Source organism: Marinomonas sp. SBI8L, assembly GCF_001624705.1.
Taxonomy (GTDB): Bacteria; Pseudomonadota; Gammaproteobacteria; order Pseudomonadales; family Marinomonadaceae; genus Marinomonas.
Genome location: NZ_JSEO01000003.1, coordinates 190,174 through 210,460 on the forward strand (window position 1 = coordinate 190,174; position 20,287 = coordinate 210,460).

The 20,287-nt window shown below is 40.6% G+C and carries 18 protein-coding genes; 4 read left to right on the plus strand and 14 right to left on the minus strand.

All coding sequences use genetic code 11. The annotated features are described in order from the left end of the window. The first annotated feature begins 40 nt into the window (after window positions 1–40). Window positions 41–1,117, plus strand: a complete 1,077-nt coding sequence (gene hisC / locus OA91_RS05010) for a histidinol-phosphate transaminase (protein ID WP_063336592.1) — start codon at window positions 41–43, stop codon at window positions 1,115–1,117. A gap of 83 nt (window positions 1,118–1,200) precedes the next feature. Here hisC and dxs read toward each other — a convergent pair whose 3' ends face one another. Genes dxs through OA91_RS05025 form a run of 3 tightly spaced genes read right to left on the minus strand, consistent with a single transcriptional unit; the run spans window position 1,201 to window position 4,294 of the window. Continuing rightward, on the minus strand, window positions 1,201–3,126 hold the full coding sequence (dxs, locus tag OA91_RS05015) for a 1-deoxy-D-xylulose-5-phosphate synthase (protein WP_063336593.1): 1,926 nt from the start codon (window positions 3,124–3,126) through the stop codon (window positions 1,201–1,203). Between the two features lie 47 nt (window positions 3,127–3,173). Further along, the gene (gene ispA, locus OA91_RS05020) at window positions 3,174–4,055 is read right to left on the minus strand and encodes a (2E,6E)-farnesyl diphosphate synthase (RefSeq protein ID WP_046017654.1); all 882 of its coding nucleotides are present in this window, start codon (window positions 4,053–4,055) and stop codon (window positions 3,174–3,176) included. After that, window positions 4,052–4,294 (minus strand): exodeoxyribonuclease VII small subunit, encoded by a 243-nt coding sequence (locus tag OA91_RS05025; RefSeq protein WP_046017653.1) that lies wholly within the window; start codon window positions 4,292–4,294, stop codon window positions 4,052–4,054. The genes ispA and OA91_RS05025 overlap by 4 nt, the downstream gene beginning before the upstream one ends. A 169-nt stretch (window positions 4,295–4,463) precedes the next feature. On the opposite strand from OA91_RS05025, the gene pomA reads away from it, so the two are divergent. Both pomA and OA91_RS05035 read left to right on the plus strand, forming a co-directional pair. Continuing rightward, window positions 4,464–5,219, plus strand: a complete 756-nt coding sequence (gene pomA / locus OA91_RS05030; RefSeq protein WP_046017652.1) for a flagellar motor protein PomA — start codon at window positions 4,464–4,466, stop codon at window positions 5,217–5,219. 30 nt (window positions 5,220–5,249) lie between these two features. Beyond that, window positions 5,250–6,254 (plus strand): flagellar motor protein MotB, encoded by a 1,005-nt coding sequence (locus tag OA91_RS05035; RefSeq protein ID WP_046017651.1) that lies wholly within the window; start codon window positions 5,250–5,252, stop codon window positions 6,252–6,254. A 23-nt stretch (window positions 6,255–6,277) separates the two neighbouring features. Here the strand turns inward: OA91_RS05035 and OA91_RS05040 are convergent, their stop codons facing one another. Further along, the gene (locus tag OA91_RS05040) at window positions 6,278–7,063 is read right to left on the minus strand and encodes a DUF6279 family lipoprotein (RefSeq protein ID WP_063336594.1); all 786 of its coding nucleotides are present in this window, start codon (window positions 7,061–7,063) and stop codon (window positions 6,278–6,280) included. A 122-nt stretch (window positions 7,064–7,185) separates the two neighbouring features. Here OA91_RS05040 and dapB point away from each other — a divergent pair, with 122 nt between their 5' ends. Continuing rightward, window positions 7,186–7,986, plus strand: coding sequence for a 4-hydroxy-tetrahydrodipicolinate reductase (gene dapB / locus OA91_RS05045; RefSeq protein ID WP_046017744.1), 801 nt, complete (start codon window positions 7,186–7,188; stop codon window positions 7,984–7,986). Between the two features lie 94 nt (window positions 7,987–8,080). On the opposite strand, the gene OA91_RS05050 is transcribed toward dapB, so the two are convergent. From OA91_RS05050 to OA91_RS05095, 10 genes are all read right to left on the minus strand, one after another. Continuing rightward, entirely contained in the window at window positions 8,081–9,619 is a 1,539-nt protein-coding gene (locus OA91_RS05050; RefSeq protein WP_063336595.1) for a SulP family inorganic anion transporter, read from the minus strand. 172 nt (window positions 9,620–9,791) lie between these two features. Beyond that, complete coding sequence (locus OA91_RS05055; RefSeq protein WP_063336596.1) at window positions 9,792–11,048, minus strand: GGDEF domain-containing protein; 1,257 nt, start codon at window positions 11,046–11,048, stop codon at window positions 9,792–9,794. 75 nt (window positions 11,049–11,123) lie between these two features. Next, window positions 11,124–11,651: a response regulator transcription factor gene (locus tag OA91_RS05060; protein WP_063336597.1), complete on the minus strand. Its 528-nt coding sequence runs from the start codon at window positions 11,649–11,651 to the stop codon at window positions 11,124–11,126. A gap of 26 nt (window positions 11,652–11,677) precedes the next feature. Continuing rightward, window positions 11,678–12,922, minus strand: a complete 1,245-nt coding sequence (locus OA91_RS05065) for an ATP-binding protein (RefSeq protein ID WP_063336598.1) — start codon at window positions 12,920–12,922, stop codon at window positions 11,678–11,680. A gap of 200 nt (window positions 12,923–13,122) precedes the next feature. Then, complete coding sequence (locus tag OA91_RS05070) at window positions 13,123–14,334, minus strand: quaternary amine ABC transporter ATP-binding protein (RefSeq protein ID WP_063336599.1); 1,212 nt, start codon at window positions 14,332–14,334, stop codon at window positions 13,123–13,125. After that, window positions 14,327–15,226, minus strand: a complete 900-nt coding sequence (locus OA91_RS05075) for an ABC transporter permease (RefSeq protein ID WP_046017644.1) — start codon at window positions 15,224–15,226, stop codon at window positions 14,327–14,329. Before OA91_RS05075 ends, OA91_RS05070 begins: the two co-directional genes overlap by 8 nt. Window positions 15,227–15,317: 91 nt before the next feature. Then, window positions 15,318–16,313 (minus strand): ABC transporter substrate-binding protein, encoded by a 996-nt coding sequence (locus OA91_RS05080; RefSeq protein WP_063336600.1) that lies wholly within the window; start codon window positions 16,311–16,313, stop codon window positions 15,318–15,320. Window positions 16,314–16,536: 223 nt separating this feature from the next. Further along, window positions 16,537–17,016 (minus strand): MarR family winged helix-turn-helix transcriptional regulator, encoded by a 480-nt coding sequence (locus tag OA91_RS05085; RefSeq protein WP_046017642.1) that lies wholly within the window; start codon window positions 17,014–17,016, stop codon window positions 16,537–16,539. Between the two features lie 607 nt (window positions 17,017–17,623). Next, window positions 17,624–18,973, minus strand: coding sequence for a sodium-dependent transporter (locus OA91_RS05090; protein ID WP_063336601.1), 1,350 nt, complete (start codon window positions 18,971–18,973; stop codon window positions 17,624–17,626). Between the two features lie 264 nt (window positions 18,974–19,237). Next, window positions 19,238–20,284 carry an Hpt domain-containing response regulator gene (locus OA91_RS05095; protein WP_063336602.1) on the minus strand — a complete coding sequence of 349 codons (1,047 nt, stop codon included), beginning with the start codon at window positions 20,282–20,284 and terminating at the stop codon, window positions 19,238–19,240. Window positions 20,285–20,287 lie beyond the last annotated feature (3 nt).

Below are 20,287 nucleotides of genomic sequence, written 5' to 3' on the forward strand. Positions count from 1 at the left end.
CAAGTGCAGAATAGGCGCCTGGGTTCATTTGGAGAGGATAATGAGCCGTTTTTGGACCAATAAAATCGCAAACCTAGACCCTTATGTGCCAGGTGAGCAGCCACAAGATAAGCAATATATAAAGCTTAATACCAATGAAAGCCCTTATGGGCCTTCACCTAAAGCTATTGCTGCTATGCAAGAGCAAGTAAGTGATGATTTACGTTTATATCCAGACCCTAACTGCATGCAGCTTAAAACAGCACTTGCAAATGCGTATGAGCTAGATACGAATCAAGTATTTGTAGGTAATGGTTCTGACGAGGTGCTGGCATTGGCATTTATGGGGTACTTCACTTCAAATGAAGGGCAGGCTAAACCGCTCGCTTTTGCAGATATTACTTATAGTTTTTATAAGGTTTATGCCAACTTGTATGGTATTGAACCTAAGTTGATTCCTTTAACCGATAATTTTGATATTGATATCAAACATTATCAAGATTTAGATGTGTCAGGTGTGGTTATTACTAACCCGAACGCTCCAACAGGTAAGGCATTGCCTTTGGCTGATATCGAGCAAGTTCTGATTGCTAACCCAGATAAGGTGGTATTAGTCGATGAGGCCTATGTTGATTTTGGTGCGCAAAGTGCGGTGACTCTAGTTAATCAATATGCAAACTTGTTAGTGGTACAAACCTTGTCTAAATCACGTGCTTTGGCGGGTATTCGTGTTGGTTACGCGCTAGGTCACCCTGATTTGATAGAAGGCTTAGAGAGGCTAAAAAATTCTTTTAACAGTTATCCTATTGATAGAGTTGCGCTTGCAGGCGCTGCTGCATCTGTTGAAGACAGCGATTACCTTGCTGACTTATGTAATAAAACGATCAAAACACGAGGCGTGACGACTGAAGCGCTTGAAGCACTTGGTTTTTCAATCATTCCATCTTCAACTAACTTTGTATTTGTTACTCACCCAGATTACGAAGCAGAAAATATCTATCTGGCATTAAAAGAGGCCGGTGTTCTTGTTAGATACTTTGGTAAGAAAGCTAGGATTGATCAATACCTTCGAATTACCATAGGTACTGATGATGAAATGGCTGTATTGGTTACCGCTTTGAAAACAATTTGTTCTTAGAAAAAAAAGGCTCTAGTTGCTCTGATTTTTAATTAGAGCTTAGAGCCATTTTTTTATAAAAAAGTATATCTGCTTGCCTGAGTTTATAGTTCAACAGCAGGCATAACTTGAGCCTTTTTTAGGCTTTCGACCTTATCCTCAATTTGTTTTTGAATCCCATCTTTATCAAGACCGACACGTTTAAGCATAGCACTGTGACTTGCATGTTCTTCATATTGATCAGGCAGTCCAATGTGTAAAGTTGGGCATTGGATATTTTTAGATAGTAAGAACTCACTTACAGCAGAACCTGCACCACCCATAACTGCATTCTCTTCTATGGTAACAATAAGCTTATCGCCAGCTAATTTTAGCAGTGACGCTTCATCAAGAGGCTTAACAAAACGCATATCCAGTAAAGTTGCATCGAGTGCCTCAGCAGCTTGCATTGCTGTATGAGTCGGGCTACCAAAACCACAGATCAGAATATTTGCTTGCCCTGTGTGTAAAGTGCGAGATTTACCGATTGTTAAGGTGTTTAGACCTGAATCAATATTAGCACCAATACCTGTTCCTCTAGGATAGCGAACCGCTGCTGGACCTTTGTATTCATAACCTGTATGCAGCATCTTACGACATTCATCTTCATCTGATGGTGCCATAACAAGCATGTTGGGAATGCATCGTAAATAACTGAGGTCATAAACCCCGGCATGGGTAGGACCATCTTCACCAACCAAACCTGCTCTATCTATTGCAAATAGCACATCAAGATTTTGCAGCGCCACATCGTGAATTAGCTGATCGTAGGCTCTTTGTAAAAAGGTGGAATAAATGGCGACAACAGGTTTTACGCCATCACAAGCCATACCTGCAGCCAGTGTGACAGCATGTTGCTCAGCAATAGCGACATCGAAATAGCGATCAGGGAAACGCTCAGAAAACTCGATTAAGTCTGAACCTTCTTTCATGGCAGGTGTAATTGCCATTAAGCTTTCATCTTGTTCTGCGGCATCGCATAACCAGCGCCCAAAAATATTACTGTATTTAGGCTTGCTCTTAGTGTTTTCTGATTTTACTTGCGTTGCTGGCTCAGATTCAGGTTCTATTTTATTAATCGCATGGTAGCCAATAGGGTCGCCTTCAGCAGGTTCAAAGCCTTTGCCCTTTTGGGTAATAACATGCAAAAGCTGAGGTCCAGATCTGTCTTTCATGTTAGAGATAGTGGTCAGTAGAAGGTCAATATCATGACCATCAATAGGACCGATATAATTAAAACCTAACTCCTCAAACAAAGTGCCAGGAGCAACCATGCCTTTCATATGCTCTTCTGCTTTACGGGCAAGTTCTAACGCTGAAGGGAGGCCTTTTAAAACTTTTCGGCCACTTTCACGCACAGTATCATAGGTTTTACTGGCCCAAATACGGGCAAAGTATTTAGATAAAGCACCAACAGGCTTAGAGATGGACATTTTGTTGTCATTCAATATGACCATCATGTCGGCATTCACATCACCAGCATGATTCAATGCTTCAAATGCCATGCCTGCTGACATTGCGCCATCACCGATAATTGCAACAGCCTTACGGTCAATCCCCATACGGTTAGCGGCTATCGACATGCCTAACGCAGCGCCGATTGAGGTACTTGAATGGCCAACTCCAAAAGTGTCGAATTCACTTTCATCTCTTTTAGGAAAGCCTGAAATCCCATGTTCGTGACGAATATTGAGTAGCTCTTCACGTCTACCTGTCAAAATTTTATGCGGGTAAGTCTGATGGCCCACATCCCAGACTAGTCTATCGTCGGGTGTGTTATAGATATAGTGAAGCGCAACAGTAAGCTCTATGACCCCAAGACCTGCGCCAAAGTGCCCACCAGTTTGCCCAACACTGTACAGCATAAATTCACGTAACTGTCTGACAAGCACAGTCAGCTGATCTTTAGATAGCTCTCTTAAATCAGCAGGTGAGTTGATTTGGTCTAATAACGGCGTACTAGGACGCTGCGTTGGAATTTCTTCGAACATGGACAAGTTATTTTTTCACTTTAATGTCAAATTGGCGCGCTAGTATATCAGTGGTTACGGTCAATAATATAGTTAGCTAGCTCTGTTAATGGTCGGCTTTTGTCACCAAACTCAGTTATTTGTTCAAGCGCTTCTTGATGAAGTCTTAAAACTAAAGCCTTTGCGCCATCTAACCCTAACAATTTAGGGTAAGTTGCTTTATTGGCTTCAGCATCTGAAAACTGTGTTTTGCCTAAGGTTTCAGTATCGCTTGTTAGATCAATAATATCGTCTTGTACTTGAAAGGCTAATCCTATTGCGTGAGCATAAGCATCTAATTTAGCTAATACCTCTGGATTCGGGTTAGCTGTGGATAATGCTCCCATTCTAACGCTGGCTTTAATAAGGGCGCCAGTTTTATGAAGATGCATTAGCTCTAACTCTGCAAGGCTAATGTTCTTGTTCTCAGAACTAAGATCAATCATTTGACCCGTGATCATGCCATGACGCCCAGATGCCTTGGTTAGCTCTTGAATAAGGGTTAATTGCTTATCTGTATTTTTTAGCTCTGCTTGGGATAATAGTTCAAAAGCAAAGGTTTGCAGTGCATCGCCTGCTAAAATTGCCGTCGCCTCGTCAAATTGTATATGACAGGTTGGCTTTCCACGCCTAAGATTATCATCATCCATAGCAGGTAAATCGTCATGAATAAGAGAGTATGCATGGATAGATTCTATACTTGCAGCAGCCGCGTCAGTTAGAGATGAAATCTCACCAACAAGCTGAGCGCTGGCATAAGTTAGCATAGGGCGAATTCGCTTACCGCCATTAAAAAGGCTGTAACGCATAGCATTATGTAGTTGATTTGCAGCTTCATAATCGCTAAGTTGTTGTTCTAAATATTGATCGACACGGTCTTGAGTATAAGTAGAAAATTGCTTTAGGTTCACTGATTAGATTCCGGATCAAAAGGCTCTAAGCTTTCATTGCCTTGTTGTTCAAGCAAAATTTGTACTTTTTGCTCTGCTTGAGTGAGCACTGTTTGACAGTCTTTACTAAGTTTGACACCTTTTTCAAATGCTTTTAAAGCATCTTCTAAGGATAATTGATTTGACTCTAATTGACTGACAATGCTGTCTAATTCGACCAAATTATCTTCGAAGTGTCGAACGCTGGTTTTACGTGACATGGCTAGCTCTCTTTAAAAGACTACATTTTGTAACAGAAAATTGAAAATTCTTCGAGCTTTCTGTCGTAAGTAATACAAAAATCTAGAGTAAGGGTCTAACCCTATCTCGTTACTTTAGTTTAGAATTGTACCAAGTTTGACATAGCAATCTACTCGTTAGGAGACTAGTTTGGATTTAGCAACGTTAGTCGGTTTGATTGGATCATTTGCGATCATCATTTCGGCAATCATATTAGGTGGATCTGCAGGGATGTTTTTGGATCCTGCATCTATCCTGATTGTTTTAATAGGTTCTACCTTTGTTGTATTAATGCAATATCCTCTGAGTCAGTTCCTTGGCGCAGGTAAAGTCGCAGCGAAAGCCTTTATGTTCAAGAGTGTTCCTCTTGATGCACTTATTGATGAAATTTTTAACCTTGCCGATGCTGCTCGTAAAGGGGGCCTATTGTCATTGGAAGGCATGGATGTGAGTCACCCTTTTATGTCTAAGGGGATTCAGATGCTAGTGGATGGCCACGACGGTTCTGTGGTCAAAAGCCAGATGAATAAAGATATGAAAATGGCATTTGAACGCCATGATGCTGGTGCAAAAGTATTTAAAGCTTTTGGTGATACTGGTCCTGCGATGGGGATGATAGGAACACTGATTGGTTTGGTACAGATGCTTGCAAACATGGATGATCCTAAGTCCATCGGTCCTGCGATGGCGGTTGCGCTTCTAACAACCCTCTATGGCGCCATGTTGGCGAATATGTTTGCCCTACCTATACAAGCTAAGCTTGAGAAGCGTGCTAATGAAGAATTAATGGCACAACAACTAATTATTGATGCTCTGCTTGCTATTCAAGCTGGTCAAAACCCTCGTGTAATTGACGGTTTATTGAAAACCTATATTGCCGAAGGCAAACGTATTGAACGTGAATAAAAGCAATTTAGCTGCTGGATAACCTAACTCATGAGTGATGAAGAAGAACCGGATTGCCCCGAATGTATAGAGGGGCTTCCTGCCTACATGGGAACATTTGCCGACTTGATGTCGCTATTGATGTGTTTCTTTGTATTGCTGCTGTCTTTTGCCGAAATGGATGTATTAAAGTTCAAACAGCTTGCAGGTTCAATGCGAGAAGCTTTTGGTGTGCAAAAGCAAATTGAAGCTAAGTCTATTCCGACTGGTACCTCCATTATTGCTCAAGAGTTCAGTCCTGGTAAGCCAGAACCTACACCCATTAATGAAGTGCGTCAGAAGGTAGATGAAAGGCCTGAAAATACACTTGAGGTTCTTTGTAAACCTGGTGAATCTGAGTTAAATGAGAAAGAAGGTGCTGGTGCTCAAGGTCAACAACTTGTTGATAAATCTTCTGCTGATCTTGAGAGAGAAGAGCAAGTAAAACAAACAGAAGAAGATGCACAGCAAATATCCTCTGTTCTAAGGGAAGAAATCTCTAAAGGAACAGTAGAAGTTGAAACACAAGAGCGAACGATTACGATACGTCTAAAAGAAAAGGGTTCGTTTGAATCTGGTTCTGCCGAATTGAATTTTGACTTTATACCTATTATTGACATGATTCGTGATGTGTTAATTGGTATTGAAGGTACCATTGCGGTAGAAGGGCATACGGATAATATCCCAATCGTAAGTGGTCGATTTGGTTCTAACTGGCAGCTATCATCTGCCCGAGCTATTTCAGTAGCAGAAGAGTTATTTGCTACAGGTCAACTAGAGCAAAGCCGTTTTTCTGTAACAGGTTATGCTGATACTAGGCCACTTGCACCTAATGATACTTTTTTTAACAGGGCGAGTAATCGTCGCGTTGAATTGATTATCAAGCAAAATGATCTATCGGCTGCTCGATTTAATAATGCTTTTGATAGCTTTAATAATGCTTTCCAAAACTCTGAAATCGAAGATAGCAATGATGATGCTGCTACTTTTGAGTTAACACCAGACGAAATATTCTAACCTCGAAGCTTGATGACGGATCATTAATTGGATACGTCATCAAGCAATTCTTGATACTCAGAGAGTTTATCTAGGATAGATTGCCTTTGAGCCTCATCAGCTAATCGCCAAACTTGCATCCATTCTTCTCTTTCTGAATAGTCACCTGAATCGGAAGGGGTCAATGTTTCCAACAAGAGTGCTTTTATTGCTTGTGACCTTGGCGTCTGCGCTTGCTTACTTGCTTCTTTAAAAGTGTCTAACCATGCTTGATTAGCGGCACGCCAGATAGGAGCTTGTACTTCTCTTTTTGCGTTGATGTTAGCCAGTATGTTTAATTGAGCTGGTTTTAATGTGCCATACCATTCCTCGAGCTCATCTTGCATCTTTTTGATTTTCTCATCAGAAGTGAGTGGCTTTTTATCCGAATTAACTTCTTTGTCGAGTGCTTCGACGATTTGGGTATATTGACTATCTGATAGGCTATTTAATAATGGAATTAAATGTGGACTAAGGTAAAACCTTACCTTACTCAAGAAAAATCTGATTTGTTGACGATAATAGTTTGCCCTTTCATCTGTCATCGTCTGTTGAGCAATATCCTGTTTAAACTCTGCCAGTACCACCTTATATTTTTCTATCTCATTACTTCTATGCCAAGCAACAAAATGTTTTGTTACTTCTGAGAGATGCAATTTCTGAGACTTATCAAGGCTGACATAATCGGATGTGTACCAGAGCACCACATAATCTAGGTGTTTATAGGCGGTACTGCCCAGACTGCATGCCGTTAGGCTAATACTGAGAAAAATGATTAATAAAGTCTTCATGTTTGCTTTCCGTGGCTTTAACACATACTCCTTATCTTATCCTAAATGCTGTCGGAAATAGCTGAGATTTTATTCTGTTTTTGTTATTGTTGGCGGCATAATTATTGTGGGATAAGAAGATGATGCGAGTAGCAATTATTGGCGCTTCTGGGCGTATGGGTAAAAACTTAATTACGGCTGTAAATGATGCAACAGACTGTGTTTTAGGTGCTGCAATTGTTAAAGCTGGTAGCAGCTTAGTGGGAGCTGATGCCGGTGAAATCGCAGGCGTAGGTAAGCTTAATGTTGCTATGGTGGATTCTTTAGCGGCTTGTGTAAATGATTTTGATGTGCTGATTGACTTCACAACACCAGCATTAACGATAGAGAATGCACAATTTTGCGCTGCTAACCAAAAAGCTATCGTAGTAGGCACAACTGGATTAACTGAAGATGAGCAGGCTGCTCTTGATGAATGTGCTAAGCAAACTCAAGTCGTTTTTGCGCCTAATATGAGTGTTGGTGTTAACTTAACACTAAAGCTGTTAGCGACTGCAGCTAAGATCCTAGGTGATGAGTATGATGTTGAAATAGTCGAAGCTCACCATAGACATAAAGTCGATTCACCCTCAGGTACCGCTATTAAAATGGGTGAAGTTGTCGCTGATGCACTGGGTCGTGATTTAAAAGAATGCGCTGTGTATGGCCGTGAAGGACAGATTGGTCCTAGAACCCAAAAAGAGATCGGCTTTGAGACGATTCGTGCAGGTGATGTAGTCGGTGATCACAGTGTTTGGTTTGCGACAGAAGGCGAACGTATCGAGATCGTACATAAAGCAAGTAGTCGCATGACTTTTGCCAAAGGTGCTGTGAGAGCCGCTGAGTGGCTTAAAGGTAAGTCTGCTGGTATGTATGACATGCAGGATGTTCTAGATCTCAAATAGCAGAGTAGCGCTATTCTTTAAGCAAAAAATGTCACAAAAAAGGCCGTATTCAATGAATACGGCCTTTTTTATTTTTATGACAGGTTTGGGGTGATTAACCTAACTTGTCTGAGGCAACACTATAACTTGGATCTTCGATATAGTTAACTTCTACTAGGTTACCTGCTTTTTTAAGTAGTAGTTGGCATTCGCGACTTAGGTGTCTGATATGTAAGCGTTTACCCGCCTTCTCATACCTATCTGCTAAAGCATCAATTGCTTCAAGGCCGGAGTGGTCAGCAACACGTGAACGCATGAATTCAACCACGACATCATCTGGGTCGTTTTTAGGGTCAAATAACTCCATGAAGTTACTCACTGAGCCAAAGAAAAGAGGACCATCTAATTCATAAACTTTCCAGCCATTTTCATCAAGATAAGACTTGGTTTGAATGTGCTTTGCATGTTCCCAAGCAAATACCAGTGCCGCAACGATAACACCAACGAATACAGCAATGGCAAGGTCAGTGAATACTGTGACGGCTGAAACAAGCACGATAATAAATGCATCTTGTTTTGGTATTTTTTTGATGATTCTAAAGCTAGACCATTCAAATGTACCGATAACAACCATGAACATAACACCCACAAGGGCTGCTAGAGGAATTTGTTCAATTAAGAAGGCACCAAACAAAATAAATAGCATTAGACCCACTGCTGCACTAATACCAGATAGTCGACCACGACCACCAGAATTAATGTTGATCATACTCTGGCCAATCATGGCGCAACCACCCATACCACCAAAGAAGCCTGTCACTATGTTTGCAGAGCCTTGGGCAATACATTCTTTGTTGCCACGACCACGAGTTTCTGTCATTTCATCGATAAGACGTAATGTTAGCAGAGATTCAATCAGACCAATTGCTGCAAGAATGAAAGCGTAAGGCGCTATGATAGCCAGTGTTTCAAAGTTGAAAGGCACCATAGGAATAGAGAAACTTGGCAACCCACCTGCAATAGAGGCATTAATATCGCCTGTCATTGTGGCAACAAAATCAACTACTGTTCTTGCTTCGAGGTTCAAGAAGGTTGATAAGAAGGTAACAAAAACAATGGCTGCTAATGACGAAGGAATAGCTGTAGTGAACTTAGGTAAAAAGTGAATGATCGCCATAGTTAATGCGACTAGTCCTAGCATGATGTAAAGCTCAGAACCCTGCATCCATACTAGTGCGCCTTCTGCATCAGGCACTTTAAATTGGCCTAATTGGGCTAAGAAAATGACAATAGCAAGGCCATTAACAAAACCAAGCATCACTGGGTAAGGTACGATACGAATGAACTTACCTAGATGTAATACCCCAGCAAGTACCTGAATGATCCCCATAAGGACAACAGTAGCGAATAGGTATTCAACCCCATGATTTGCTACTAAGGCGACCATGACGACAGCCAGCGCACCGGTTGCACCAGAAATCATACCTGGACGGCCACCAAATGCCGCCGTGATAAAACCAACAATGGCTGCAGCGTATAGGCCAACAAGTGGGGCAACACCAGCAACAAAAGCAAATGCAACAGCCTCTGGGACTAGGGCAAGTGCGACCGTAAGACCCGATAATAAATCGTTCTTAATATTCGATTTAGACATTTAGTCAGAATCCTGATTGAGTTAGGAAGGAAGGCCGATGATTTTAGTTCAGTTTTTAGTCTGCTTCATCTAAAAATGCAATATTTTCGGAGAAAAATAGACCGAAAACCATCATCGTCGTAAATTTGGCGCAAGTTTATCAGATTGACATGAGTCATCCAAATGTCATTATTTATTGGCGTAACTGATGACCGCCAACTTCTTTACTTGAGTACATGGCAATGTCGGCTTTATGCAGAATCGCTTCGGCGCTGTGGCCACTTTCTGGCCAGTTGGCCATGCCTACACTGACTTTAATATAGATTTGAATACCATTGATATCGACTGGTAAAGATAAGCTTTCAAGTAGGTTATCGGTTTGTTTAATTAAGTCTGCTTTATTGGTCGCTATCACGCAGAACTCATCACCGCCTACTCGGGCTAAAAAACTGGACTCTAACGGTGAAAATACCAGAGTAAGTTGTTGTGAAAACTTAATTAAAACTTGATCGCCTATATGATGACCATGTTTATCGTTCACATTTTTAAAACCATCTAAATCAAAAAAGAGTAACGAAAAGGGGCGAAGGGCTTCTTGTTTGCAAAGTGCTTTAAGGTGTTTATTAAAGGAGGACCGGTTATTTAATTGAGTAATTGCATCAATATGAGCTTGCTGCCACATTTTAGTCTCATAATTTTTACGTTCTGTGATATCAAGTGCAACTCCATCCCAGTGCACTTCTCCCTTTTTAATAGAAGGTTGCCCAGATATCGATAGCCAATAAGTTTCGCCAACAAGGTTAATCGCTTCAATATCAAAGTGATAAGGCTGCATAGAGTGTGCTGATTTTCGCATGATTTTCAGCAGTTCTGGGAAAGCATCTACATTAAACGAGTTGATAAGCTCATGAACTCTTTGTTCCTGAGGCTTTTCTGCATTGGCATAAATATGCTCTAAGCCATAGCTTAAAAAGTAGGTGAGAATCGAACCTGAGGAGGTGAGCTTGGATTGAAAAATCATGCCGGGTAAGTTGTCTGCAACTCTTTGTAGCAATAAGGTTTTATCATGCTCTTGTTGTTTTTTAAGCTGACGTTTCTGTTGTTCTACTTGATCTGATAAAGAGTTAAATGCGGTTGCAAGTTGATAAAATTCTGTCGTGCGTAACTTCTCTAAAGGGATTTTATTCTTTGAATGATGTATGTGTTTAGCTGCTGCAACAAAGGGTTGAATGGTATGGTCTAAATAACGCGCAAGCTTTTTAGCAATCAGAATATTCATCAATATTAGAGCTGCGACAAAAGCAAAATCTATGGAGAGAAACTCACCTGTAAAGTCTAAGGTTTCAACTCTAATAAGAAGCCAAAGAAATAGGGCAGTAATAGGCAGGCAAGATAAAAGAGATACGCTGATTAATACAAGCTTTTGTAATGGAATATGTGCTTCCGCCATTGCTTCTCTCTTTTACTTTTTAACTAGATCTTCTCCATAGTTTACTAAATACTTAATGTTTATGTGGAATTAAATTTAATGTGTTGCGGGATGCTTTTGTAGCTTTCGTTGTAATGTACGTCTATGCATGCCCAGTGCTCTTGCTGTTGCAGAAATATTGCCATTATTTTCTGCCATCACTCTATGGATATGTTCCCACTCTAATCTATCAACAGATAAAGGTTTGCTTGCTATGCAAACTTCTTCGGTGTTGTTGCCAAGTAGTGCAGCATAGATATCATCCCCAGAAGCAGGTTTGCATAAATAATCTTGTGCACCTCGTTTAATCGCTTCAACGGTTGTAGGAATACTGGCATAGCCTGTTAACACAACAACTTTTAAGTCGGCCTGTATTTCAAGTAATTTGGTTAAAATGGCAAGGCCAGATTCTTGTTCCAGCTTTAAATCTAAAGTGGCATAGGTAAAGCTCTTTTCTTTTAAAGCTAGGCAAGCTTCGTCACCATTCATTGCTGTTGAAACCTCTAAACCTCGGCGTTCCATAGCGCGTTTTAAGGTAGAGGTAAGTACTTCGTCGTCATCAATGATTAGTAGGTTCGTATTCATCTTATTAATTTGTTTTCCAAACAGGCTTATTGCTTCTCAGCAAAAGGAATTGTTATACGGGTTAAGGTACCGCCTTCTTCGACGGGATAAAGGGCGACTGTGCCGCCTCGTCTTGCAACAGAGGCATTAGAAAGGAAAAAACCAATACCCATACCATCTTTAGTGGTAGTGAGCTGCTGCCCTAAACGCTCTAAAACTTGGTTAGAAATACCTGCGCCATGATCTTTTATAGTGAGAATAAACTCTTCAAGATTCCACTTAGCTTTAATTTCGATCGAATTAGGGTTCGCATCTGCAGCATTATTAAGAAGGTTTAAAAAGGCTTGGTCCAATGTTGGATCGACACGAATATAAGGCGACTCACCTGATTTAGCCTGATAATCAAGGCTGACATCAGGTCTTAATATACGCCACTTATCTAGAATTTTTTCCATATATTGAGTCGCAAGTGTAATGTCATTATGCCAGTGTTCATTAATTCTAGCCTCTTCAGATAGATTGCGAAGAATTTTAGTGCAGTTATCTAGCTGGTTTTTTAATTGTAGAACATCTTGATGAGCTGTTTCATTGTCCTTTATCTCAACGATGAGCTCTTCAATAATTAATTTCATGCTATTTAAAGGTGTTCCCAGTTCGTGAGCTGTCCCTGCTGCATGGGTTGCAATAGCGAGTATTTGTTCGTCTTGTAGTAGGTGTTCACGGCTGTCAGATAACCAATTTTGTTGGCGTTTCATATAGCCCACTATGTGTGTGATAAAGCCGGCAATAAAGATGCTACACATGACAAAGTTAAACCAGAGGGCAAACTGTGACAGGTTTAAGTTTTGATTTTCTTCGGTGAACTCTGGCAATGGGAGGTTATAAAGACTTAAAAAGCTAAAGGCAATAATCGCGCTGATAGCGACACAGGCAACATAATTTAAAGGCAAAACTACGGCAGCAATACTTAAGGGGACTAGAAAGTAAAAGATAAAGGGGTTATCACTACCGCCACTTAAATAAAAGATAGCACTGAGCTCAATGATATCTAATAGGATTTGAAACAAGTATGACTTATTGCCGGGTAATTCAGGGTTACGTAGTTGTACCCATAGAATGCCATTGATTAAAGCATAAACGGCAATCACAGCCGCCATGATGGCAGTATGTTCGACACTATCGAAATATAGAAAGATGACAAGGACACAAACCGCTTGCCCCATTATGGCAATGGCTCTTAATTGAAGTAGAACTCGCCAATTATGTCTTGGTTCTAATGCTGGATTATCCATAACTTCCCCTCGAGTAGACTTGCCTAGTTGGATAGGTGTGAGAGCTAACTTCGTGTTTCAATTAAGTTATTATAAGCGAATTATTAAGGAGATGAAGAATTAGTATTCAGTTCTTAAGAAAAGGATGATGTTTGCAGGAATAGTTTGGATAAACCAAGCTTGGGTTAGTGTCTTACTAACCCAAGCTGGCTTTGGCTAGATTAGGACTCTAGCACTTGAGCAATTTCTGATCTTGGAATTGTGCCGACCAACTTACCATCTTTACAGGTAACAGGTAGAGCAAAGTTATGACCCAAGGCTTCAGGGATAGCTGATTGCAATGATTGGGTTGGCGATACGCTAGGAACCTTGATTAAAAGCTCATCACAGCATATGTCCGCGTTACTATCATTCGCTGCGGCTTGCTCTAATTGAGAGCGAGTAACGACACCTTGATAACCTTCATTATTACAAACGAAACCATATTCTTGTTGGCTAGCGTTTAATGAATTGATGGCTGACTCAACACTTTGTGATTCCAATGTATTGTTGACGTTTTGCATTAGGGTTTGTGTGCTTAGTGCTCGTGCGCGGTTAACGTCTTTAACAAAAGCCTCAACATAGTCATCAGCAGGGCTGAGTAAGATATCAACTGGTTTACCAACTTGAGATAGAATGCCATCTTTTAAGATAGCGATACGATCGCCGATACGTAATGCTTCATCTAAATCATGGGTGATAAAGATAATTGTCTTTTTCAGTTTTGCTTGTAGCTCGATCAATTGATCTTGCATCTCACTACGGATCAAGGGATCAAGTGCTGAGAATGCTTCATCCATCAAGAGAATTTCAGCATTAGTACATAAGGCTCTGGCAAGGCCAACCCTTTGTTGCTGACCACCTGATAGCTGCGCTGGGTATTGATCACCATAACCTGCTAAACCAACAGTTTCTAACCATTGGCTAGCACTTGCTAAGCGTTCTGTTTTATCAACATTTTGAATCGCTAAACCATAGGCAACATTGTCAATGACAGTACGATGGGGCATTAAACCAAAGTGTTGGAATACCATAGACATCTTGTGACGACGGAACTGGATCAATTCATCATCTGTAAGTTTCATGATGTCTTCGCCTTCAACTTTGATTTGACCTTCTGTTGGATCGATCAAACGGTTGAAGTGTCGGATCATTGTCGATTTACCTGAGCCAGATAGACCCATAATAACGAAAATTTCACCACGTTTTACATCAAGATTAATGTCTCTTAAGCCGACTGTATGGCCCGTTTCAGCAAGCACCTCGTCTTTACTTTTGCCGGCCTTAACCATAGGTAATACAGACTTAGCCTTATTACCAAATACTTGATACAAACCACTAATTTCGATCAGAGTTTCGTTTTCTTCTGTAGAGGCCTTATTTAAATCAGTCATTATTCATGCCTCCTAGGTGTTTTTGAGTGCGTTTTGCATAGGTTTGAGATACTCGGTCGAAGATGATTGCCAATGCAACTATGGCTAAACCATTGAATAAACCTAGGGTGAAATATTGGTTAGTAATAGATTTTAGAACCGGTTGCCCTAAACCTTTAACCCCTATCATGGAAGCCACTACAACCATGGCAAGTGCCATCATAATGGTTTGGTTGATACCGGCCATGATAGTCGGCATAGCAAGAGGAAGCTGGATGCCAAATAATCTTTGTTTAGCTGTGGCTCCAAATGCCGTTGCCGCTTCAAGGGTTTCTTTGTTAACTAGGCGAATCCCTAAGTTAGTTAATCGAATAACAGGTGGAACAGCATAGATAATTACCGCGATAACCCCTGGGATTTTACCTATACCCAATAGCATAACAACAGGGATGAGATAAACGAATGCTGGCATGGTTTGCATGACATCGAGTATGGGAGTGACTATAGCTTGTACTCGATTAGAGCGAGACATGAGTATGCCAGTAGGTATGCCTATACCAATAGAAAGTAAGGTACAGACAGTAATAATACTGAGTGTTCGCATAGTGTCATCCCACATGCCTAATACGCCAATGGCGATTAGAGAGGCAAAGACACCTGTGCAAAGTTTCCAAGAACGGCTTGCACCATATACGATCGCAAGGATTACGCCTATGGTTAGCCACCAAGGAGAGGCAATAAGGAGCTTTTCAAACCAAATTAAAAATGTAAGAAGAGGGTCAAAAAGGCTTTCAATAGTATCGCCGTAATTGCGAGAGAATTCCCTATAAGCACCATCGAGAGTTTTACGGATGGCAATCAGATCGCCACGTTCTAGTTGTGGAAATTTACTTAACCAAGAAGTATCTGACATAGTGAATGTCGCCTCGTTTATCTTGTTGCAAAAAAACTATTTATAGCCTCTACCTAACTGAGTTAGGTAGAGGAGACTAGCGTATTTAAGATTAGTTTAATGAAGCTTTAATCTTGCTAGCTACATCAGCAGAAACCCATGTAGTCCACATTTCTTCATTATTTTTTAGGAAGTATTCAGCAGCAATTTCACCGTCTGCTTGGTTGTATTCCATCCAAGCCAACAATACATTCATTTTATTGTTGGTAAATGAACGCTTGGTGAAATAATCATAGGCAGCAGGTTCGCGTTTAGCGAAGTCTTCAGTTGTCATAGTTTTAACTGGTGCTGGTGGCCACATGCTTGGGCGAGGCTCAAGGCAGTCTTCTTGTGTCAGACAAGTCGTGAAGTGTTCTTCATCAATGCCTGAACCAAAATCAACTTTCACCATTTCATACTTACCTAGAACGGCAGTAGGTGCCCAGTAGTAACCTAACCAACCTTGTCCACGCTCATAAGCACGTGCAATGGCACCAGATAAACCTGCAGAAGAACCTGGATCGATAATATCAAAGCCTGCTTCTTCCATACCTAATGCAACATAAAGGTTGTTAGTAGAGATTTGGCAGTTCCAACCAGCAGGGCAGCTATATAGAGCGCCTAGGCTGTCATCTTCAGGGTGCTTAAATAGTTGAGGGTTTTTTAATACACCTTCAATAGTCGCTAAAGAGCTGTCCATTTCGACTAGATACTTAGGTACCCAGAAACCTTCTTCACCGCCGTCTGATAAAGAGTTACCTGCAAAACGTAAACGTTTATCATCGACACCTTTTTGTAGGGCATCACGCATGGCGTTACTCCACATTTCTGGTGCCACATCCGGCTCGCCTTTTTCAATCATGGAAGCACCTGTTGGCATAGTATCGCCAGGGATCAGTTCGATCTCGCAACCATAACCTTCTTCGAGGATGTATTTATCAATATTCGCCATCAAAGAGGCTGAGTTCCAGTTCATATCAGCGATCGTAATCTCACCACATGAATCGGCAGCAAAACTTGCAGAACTTAATAAGACCATAGCTCCAGCGACAAAAGTTTGTTTATGCATAGAGGGGTACCTTTTTTGTTTAATTGTTCTATTTAAGGAGATGATTAGTGTTCAAAACATTGAATAGTTTACATCTCTAATTATTAGTGCGCAAATTAATTCAGTAAACGAGCAAGACGTTGTTTGTTAAAGGTTAGTCGTGATTGGGTAAGTTTTGATCAAATAAAAAAAAGCCCTTAAAAATAAGGGCTTCTTTGTTGAGTCTTAAAAGTAGAAATGCTATTTAAAAAGTATCGCTTGAAACTTCACTTAATGGAGCTGTGTCGATGTTTTCTGCATCCATCATGCTGGCGATTCTTTGTAGGGTGGAAAGAATTTGATTTTTTTCCCAGCTTTCTAAATCTTCAAAGCGGTCTATAAACTTCTCATTTAATAAAGGTGGCGCATTATCTAACATGCAGCGACCTTCTTCTGTTAGGCGTGCATTGACAATTCGTTTGTCTTTCTGGGCTCTAACGCGCTCTACTAACACCCTGTCCTCTAAGCGATTAAGGATAGTTGTGACTGTTGCTTGGCTTAATGAGACATTATCTGAGATGCGTTTTACAGTCACATCCCCTAATTCATGGATAGCACTCAATACCATAATTTGGGGTATGGTAAGGCCGCACTTCTTAACAACCCGCTTGGATTGCAAATCAGTCGCTCTTATTACTCGGCGTAAGTTAATAAGCACATCATGTAATTGTTGTGAATCAGGCATAATTACTTTCTATACAGCTTAAGATGAGTGTTAAAAATAGTTCGCGGATTATAGGGCTTTGTGCGAACGGTGCAATAGATTTTAGAACTAATAAAAACATTCAATTCTAATGATTAGATATCAAAATATTATAGTCGTAACTAAATTTATTCAAATGCGGATAAAATGTAAATAACATTTAATCATTCCTGCTAATTTAACTTAAGCTTTCTCTTAATTCGGTAGGTTCGTTATAGGCTCTGAGGCGGGAAGACTTAATCGCAACTCCCTTAAAAGAGCAGACTAAGAAGAGATAACTTAATCGCTGCTTCCCTTGGCTATTAGGCTGATTAAGAAAATCCATTATCTATATAGGGTTTTGTCTACTAGTATTAATTATCACAGGCAGGGGCAGGAGTAAGTGATAATGGAATTAAAACAATCTGAACAAGAAACCAGGCAAGAAGGCTTTAGGTTTTTAAACGGCTTAGTGGATGTGTTAATACAAAGTTACGAAAGCTATGCCATGAAATAAGACCTTATTTACACTATAAACATGGGTTAACTTTAAAAACAAAAAAGCCCCAAGCTTATACAAGCTTGGGGCTTTAAAATGCGTAGTAGGTATTTATTTAAGGTTTAAAACAAATACGATACTTACTGCAATAGGCGCTACGAAACGTACTGTAAACAACCATACTGTATGAAGGCTTTCAGAGATAGCTGTTTCTTCAAGGCTGACTTTCTTAGATACAACCCAACCTGCAAATAGCGCAGTCAAAATACCACCTAACGGTAGCATGATGTTAGCTGTTGCATAATCAAGAAGATCGAACATGTTCTTACCGAACAGTTTGAACTCAGACCATTCGTTAAAGGCTAGTAGGCAAGAAATACCAATTGCCCAAACGATTACACCAAGAATAATTGATGCTTTAACACGAGACCATTTTAGTTTTTCTACTAGGTAAGCAACTGTTGGCTCAAGTAGAGAGATAGCTGATGTCCAAGCTGCTACACCGACTAGTAAGAAGAACATGAAGCCAAATATTTGACCACCAGGCATCTGACCGAAGGCAACGGGTAAACTAACAAACATCAATCCTGGGCCTGCACCTGGGTCCATATTGTTGGCAAAGATGATTGGGAAAATAGCTAGGCCAGCAATCAAAGCAACAACAGTATCAAGTACAGCAATGGTGATTACTGTATTACCGATAGAGGCTTTTTTCGGCATATAAGCACCGTATGCCATTATGGTACCCATACCTAGTGATAAGGTGAAGAAAGAGTGGCCAAGAGCAATTAGTACCGCATCCCAAGATAGTTCACTTGCATCGAAATGGAACATGAAGTCAAAGCCTTCAGCGAAACCATCAGTCGTTGCAGAGTAACCAAGCAAGATAATAAGCAATACAAACAGAGCTGGCATCAAGATACGTGTAGCACGCTCTAGACCCTTATTTACACCACCGATAACAACCACAACTGTCATAATGGCAAACACTGTGTGCCAAAGTAGCATGGTTTTAGGATCGCCTAGTAAACCGTTAAAGATCTCTCCGGCTTTGTCAGAGCTTGCACCTACAAATTCACCGCTTCCCATTAGGGCGATATAATGAAGTACCCAACCCGCTACAACAGAGTAGAATGAGAAAATCATCACACCCGCTAGCATTCCCATTAGGCCAAGAATAGACCAGTTAGTAGACTTGTTTGCTTCTTTAGCGAGTTCAGTGATCGCATTGATTGGGCTTTTACGTGCACGGCGGCCGATAAAGACTTCCGCCATCATGATAGGCACGCCCACGAGAAGAATACATACTAGGTACATAAGTACGAATGCGCCACCGCCATTCTCACCAGTGATGTAAGGGAATTTCCAGATATTACCTAGGCCAACAGCAGAACCTGTTGCCGCCAAAATAAAGATCCAACGGCTCGCCCATGTGCCGTGTATAGATTGTTTTTCTTGCATAGTTATCTCAACTTATTATCAGTTATCTCATTTTTATATATGAGTTTTTAAGGTTGCAGCAAATCAGCTAAAGCTAAAATCAAGGTGTGACATTCCCACATGACACGCTGTTTTTAGCACCCTTTATGGGGGGCTTTATGTGCAGGACGGCGATTATTTCAAAAACACGCTCTAATAAGCAACATCTATCTAGAGGATAGTGCTCAGTTTTTGTGCATTTGTAGAGAAAGTGACGTTATATTCGGTATTTTAAGAAACTTTTGATCAAATTTTGTACTTTTTGAGGAGTTTGGTTAACGCTTCTGTCAGCTCTGTTGGAATTACGTAAGGCGTTGCATAGCAAGCTTGCTCTAATTGCCCTGCCGTTTGGGTAATATCGTGGAAACCAAAGTTACCACCGCTACCTTTTAGTGCATGGGCTAGGCGTGCTAATTGTGAGGTGTCTTGAGTCTTTATTGTTGCATCTATATCGTCGATATATTGCTGTAGGCTTTGTTGGTAGGTGTGAGTTAAAGCATCTAATTCAGCTGAATCAATTTCAATGTTTTCAGTATGGCTTTGAAAATCAAGATATTGCGCTAATATCTCGTCTAGTTTGCTCCTATCTATTGGTTTAGCTAACCAAGCATTAAAGCCTAGTTCTAATAAATGGCTTACTTCGTGATCAAAAACTTGAGCCGTAAAAGCTATGATAGGTGTTTCACAAGCTGTGGAGCGTATTAACTCTAATGCCTCTATCCCATCCATAACAGGCATTTGAATATCAAGGAAAATTAAATCGAACTCTTGCTCTAGCGTTGCTTGTAATGCCAATTCGCCGTTTTCAGCGGTACAGACCTTGTGTCCCATTTTTTCTAATAATAACTGCATAATTTGACGGTTATCTGGGTTGTCGTCAGCACACAATATAAGTTTGTGGTTTTTTATTTCGGATAGGCTGCCTAATTGAAAGGAGAGTTCAAGGCTTGTTTCGCTCTTTGTGATTGTTATTGCATCAATGGTAGCGCTGCTTTGTGTTAACTTCTCCATGCTTTCGCCTTGCCAGATAACGTCGGATAAGTTTTCTATGCTAAGGCTCGCATTAAGTGAGTCGATTGCTTGAAACTGGAGTGTGCTTGCTGAGGTTGAATAGTTCTCTAGATGAATTTGAATAATAGCGATAAAGAGTCTTTGCCAGTCATCACCTTGAGAGGTTTCACACAAGTCAAAAACTTCTTGTCCACTTATTTTAAGCGCTATCTCAGCGCGCTTTGCCTTCTTACTTAAACGTCTTTCACACTTGTCTAAAATCTCAAGAATCTTGCTCGCCATAAG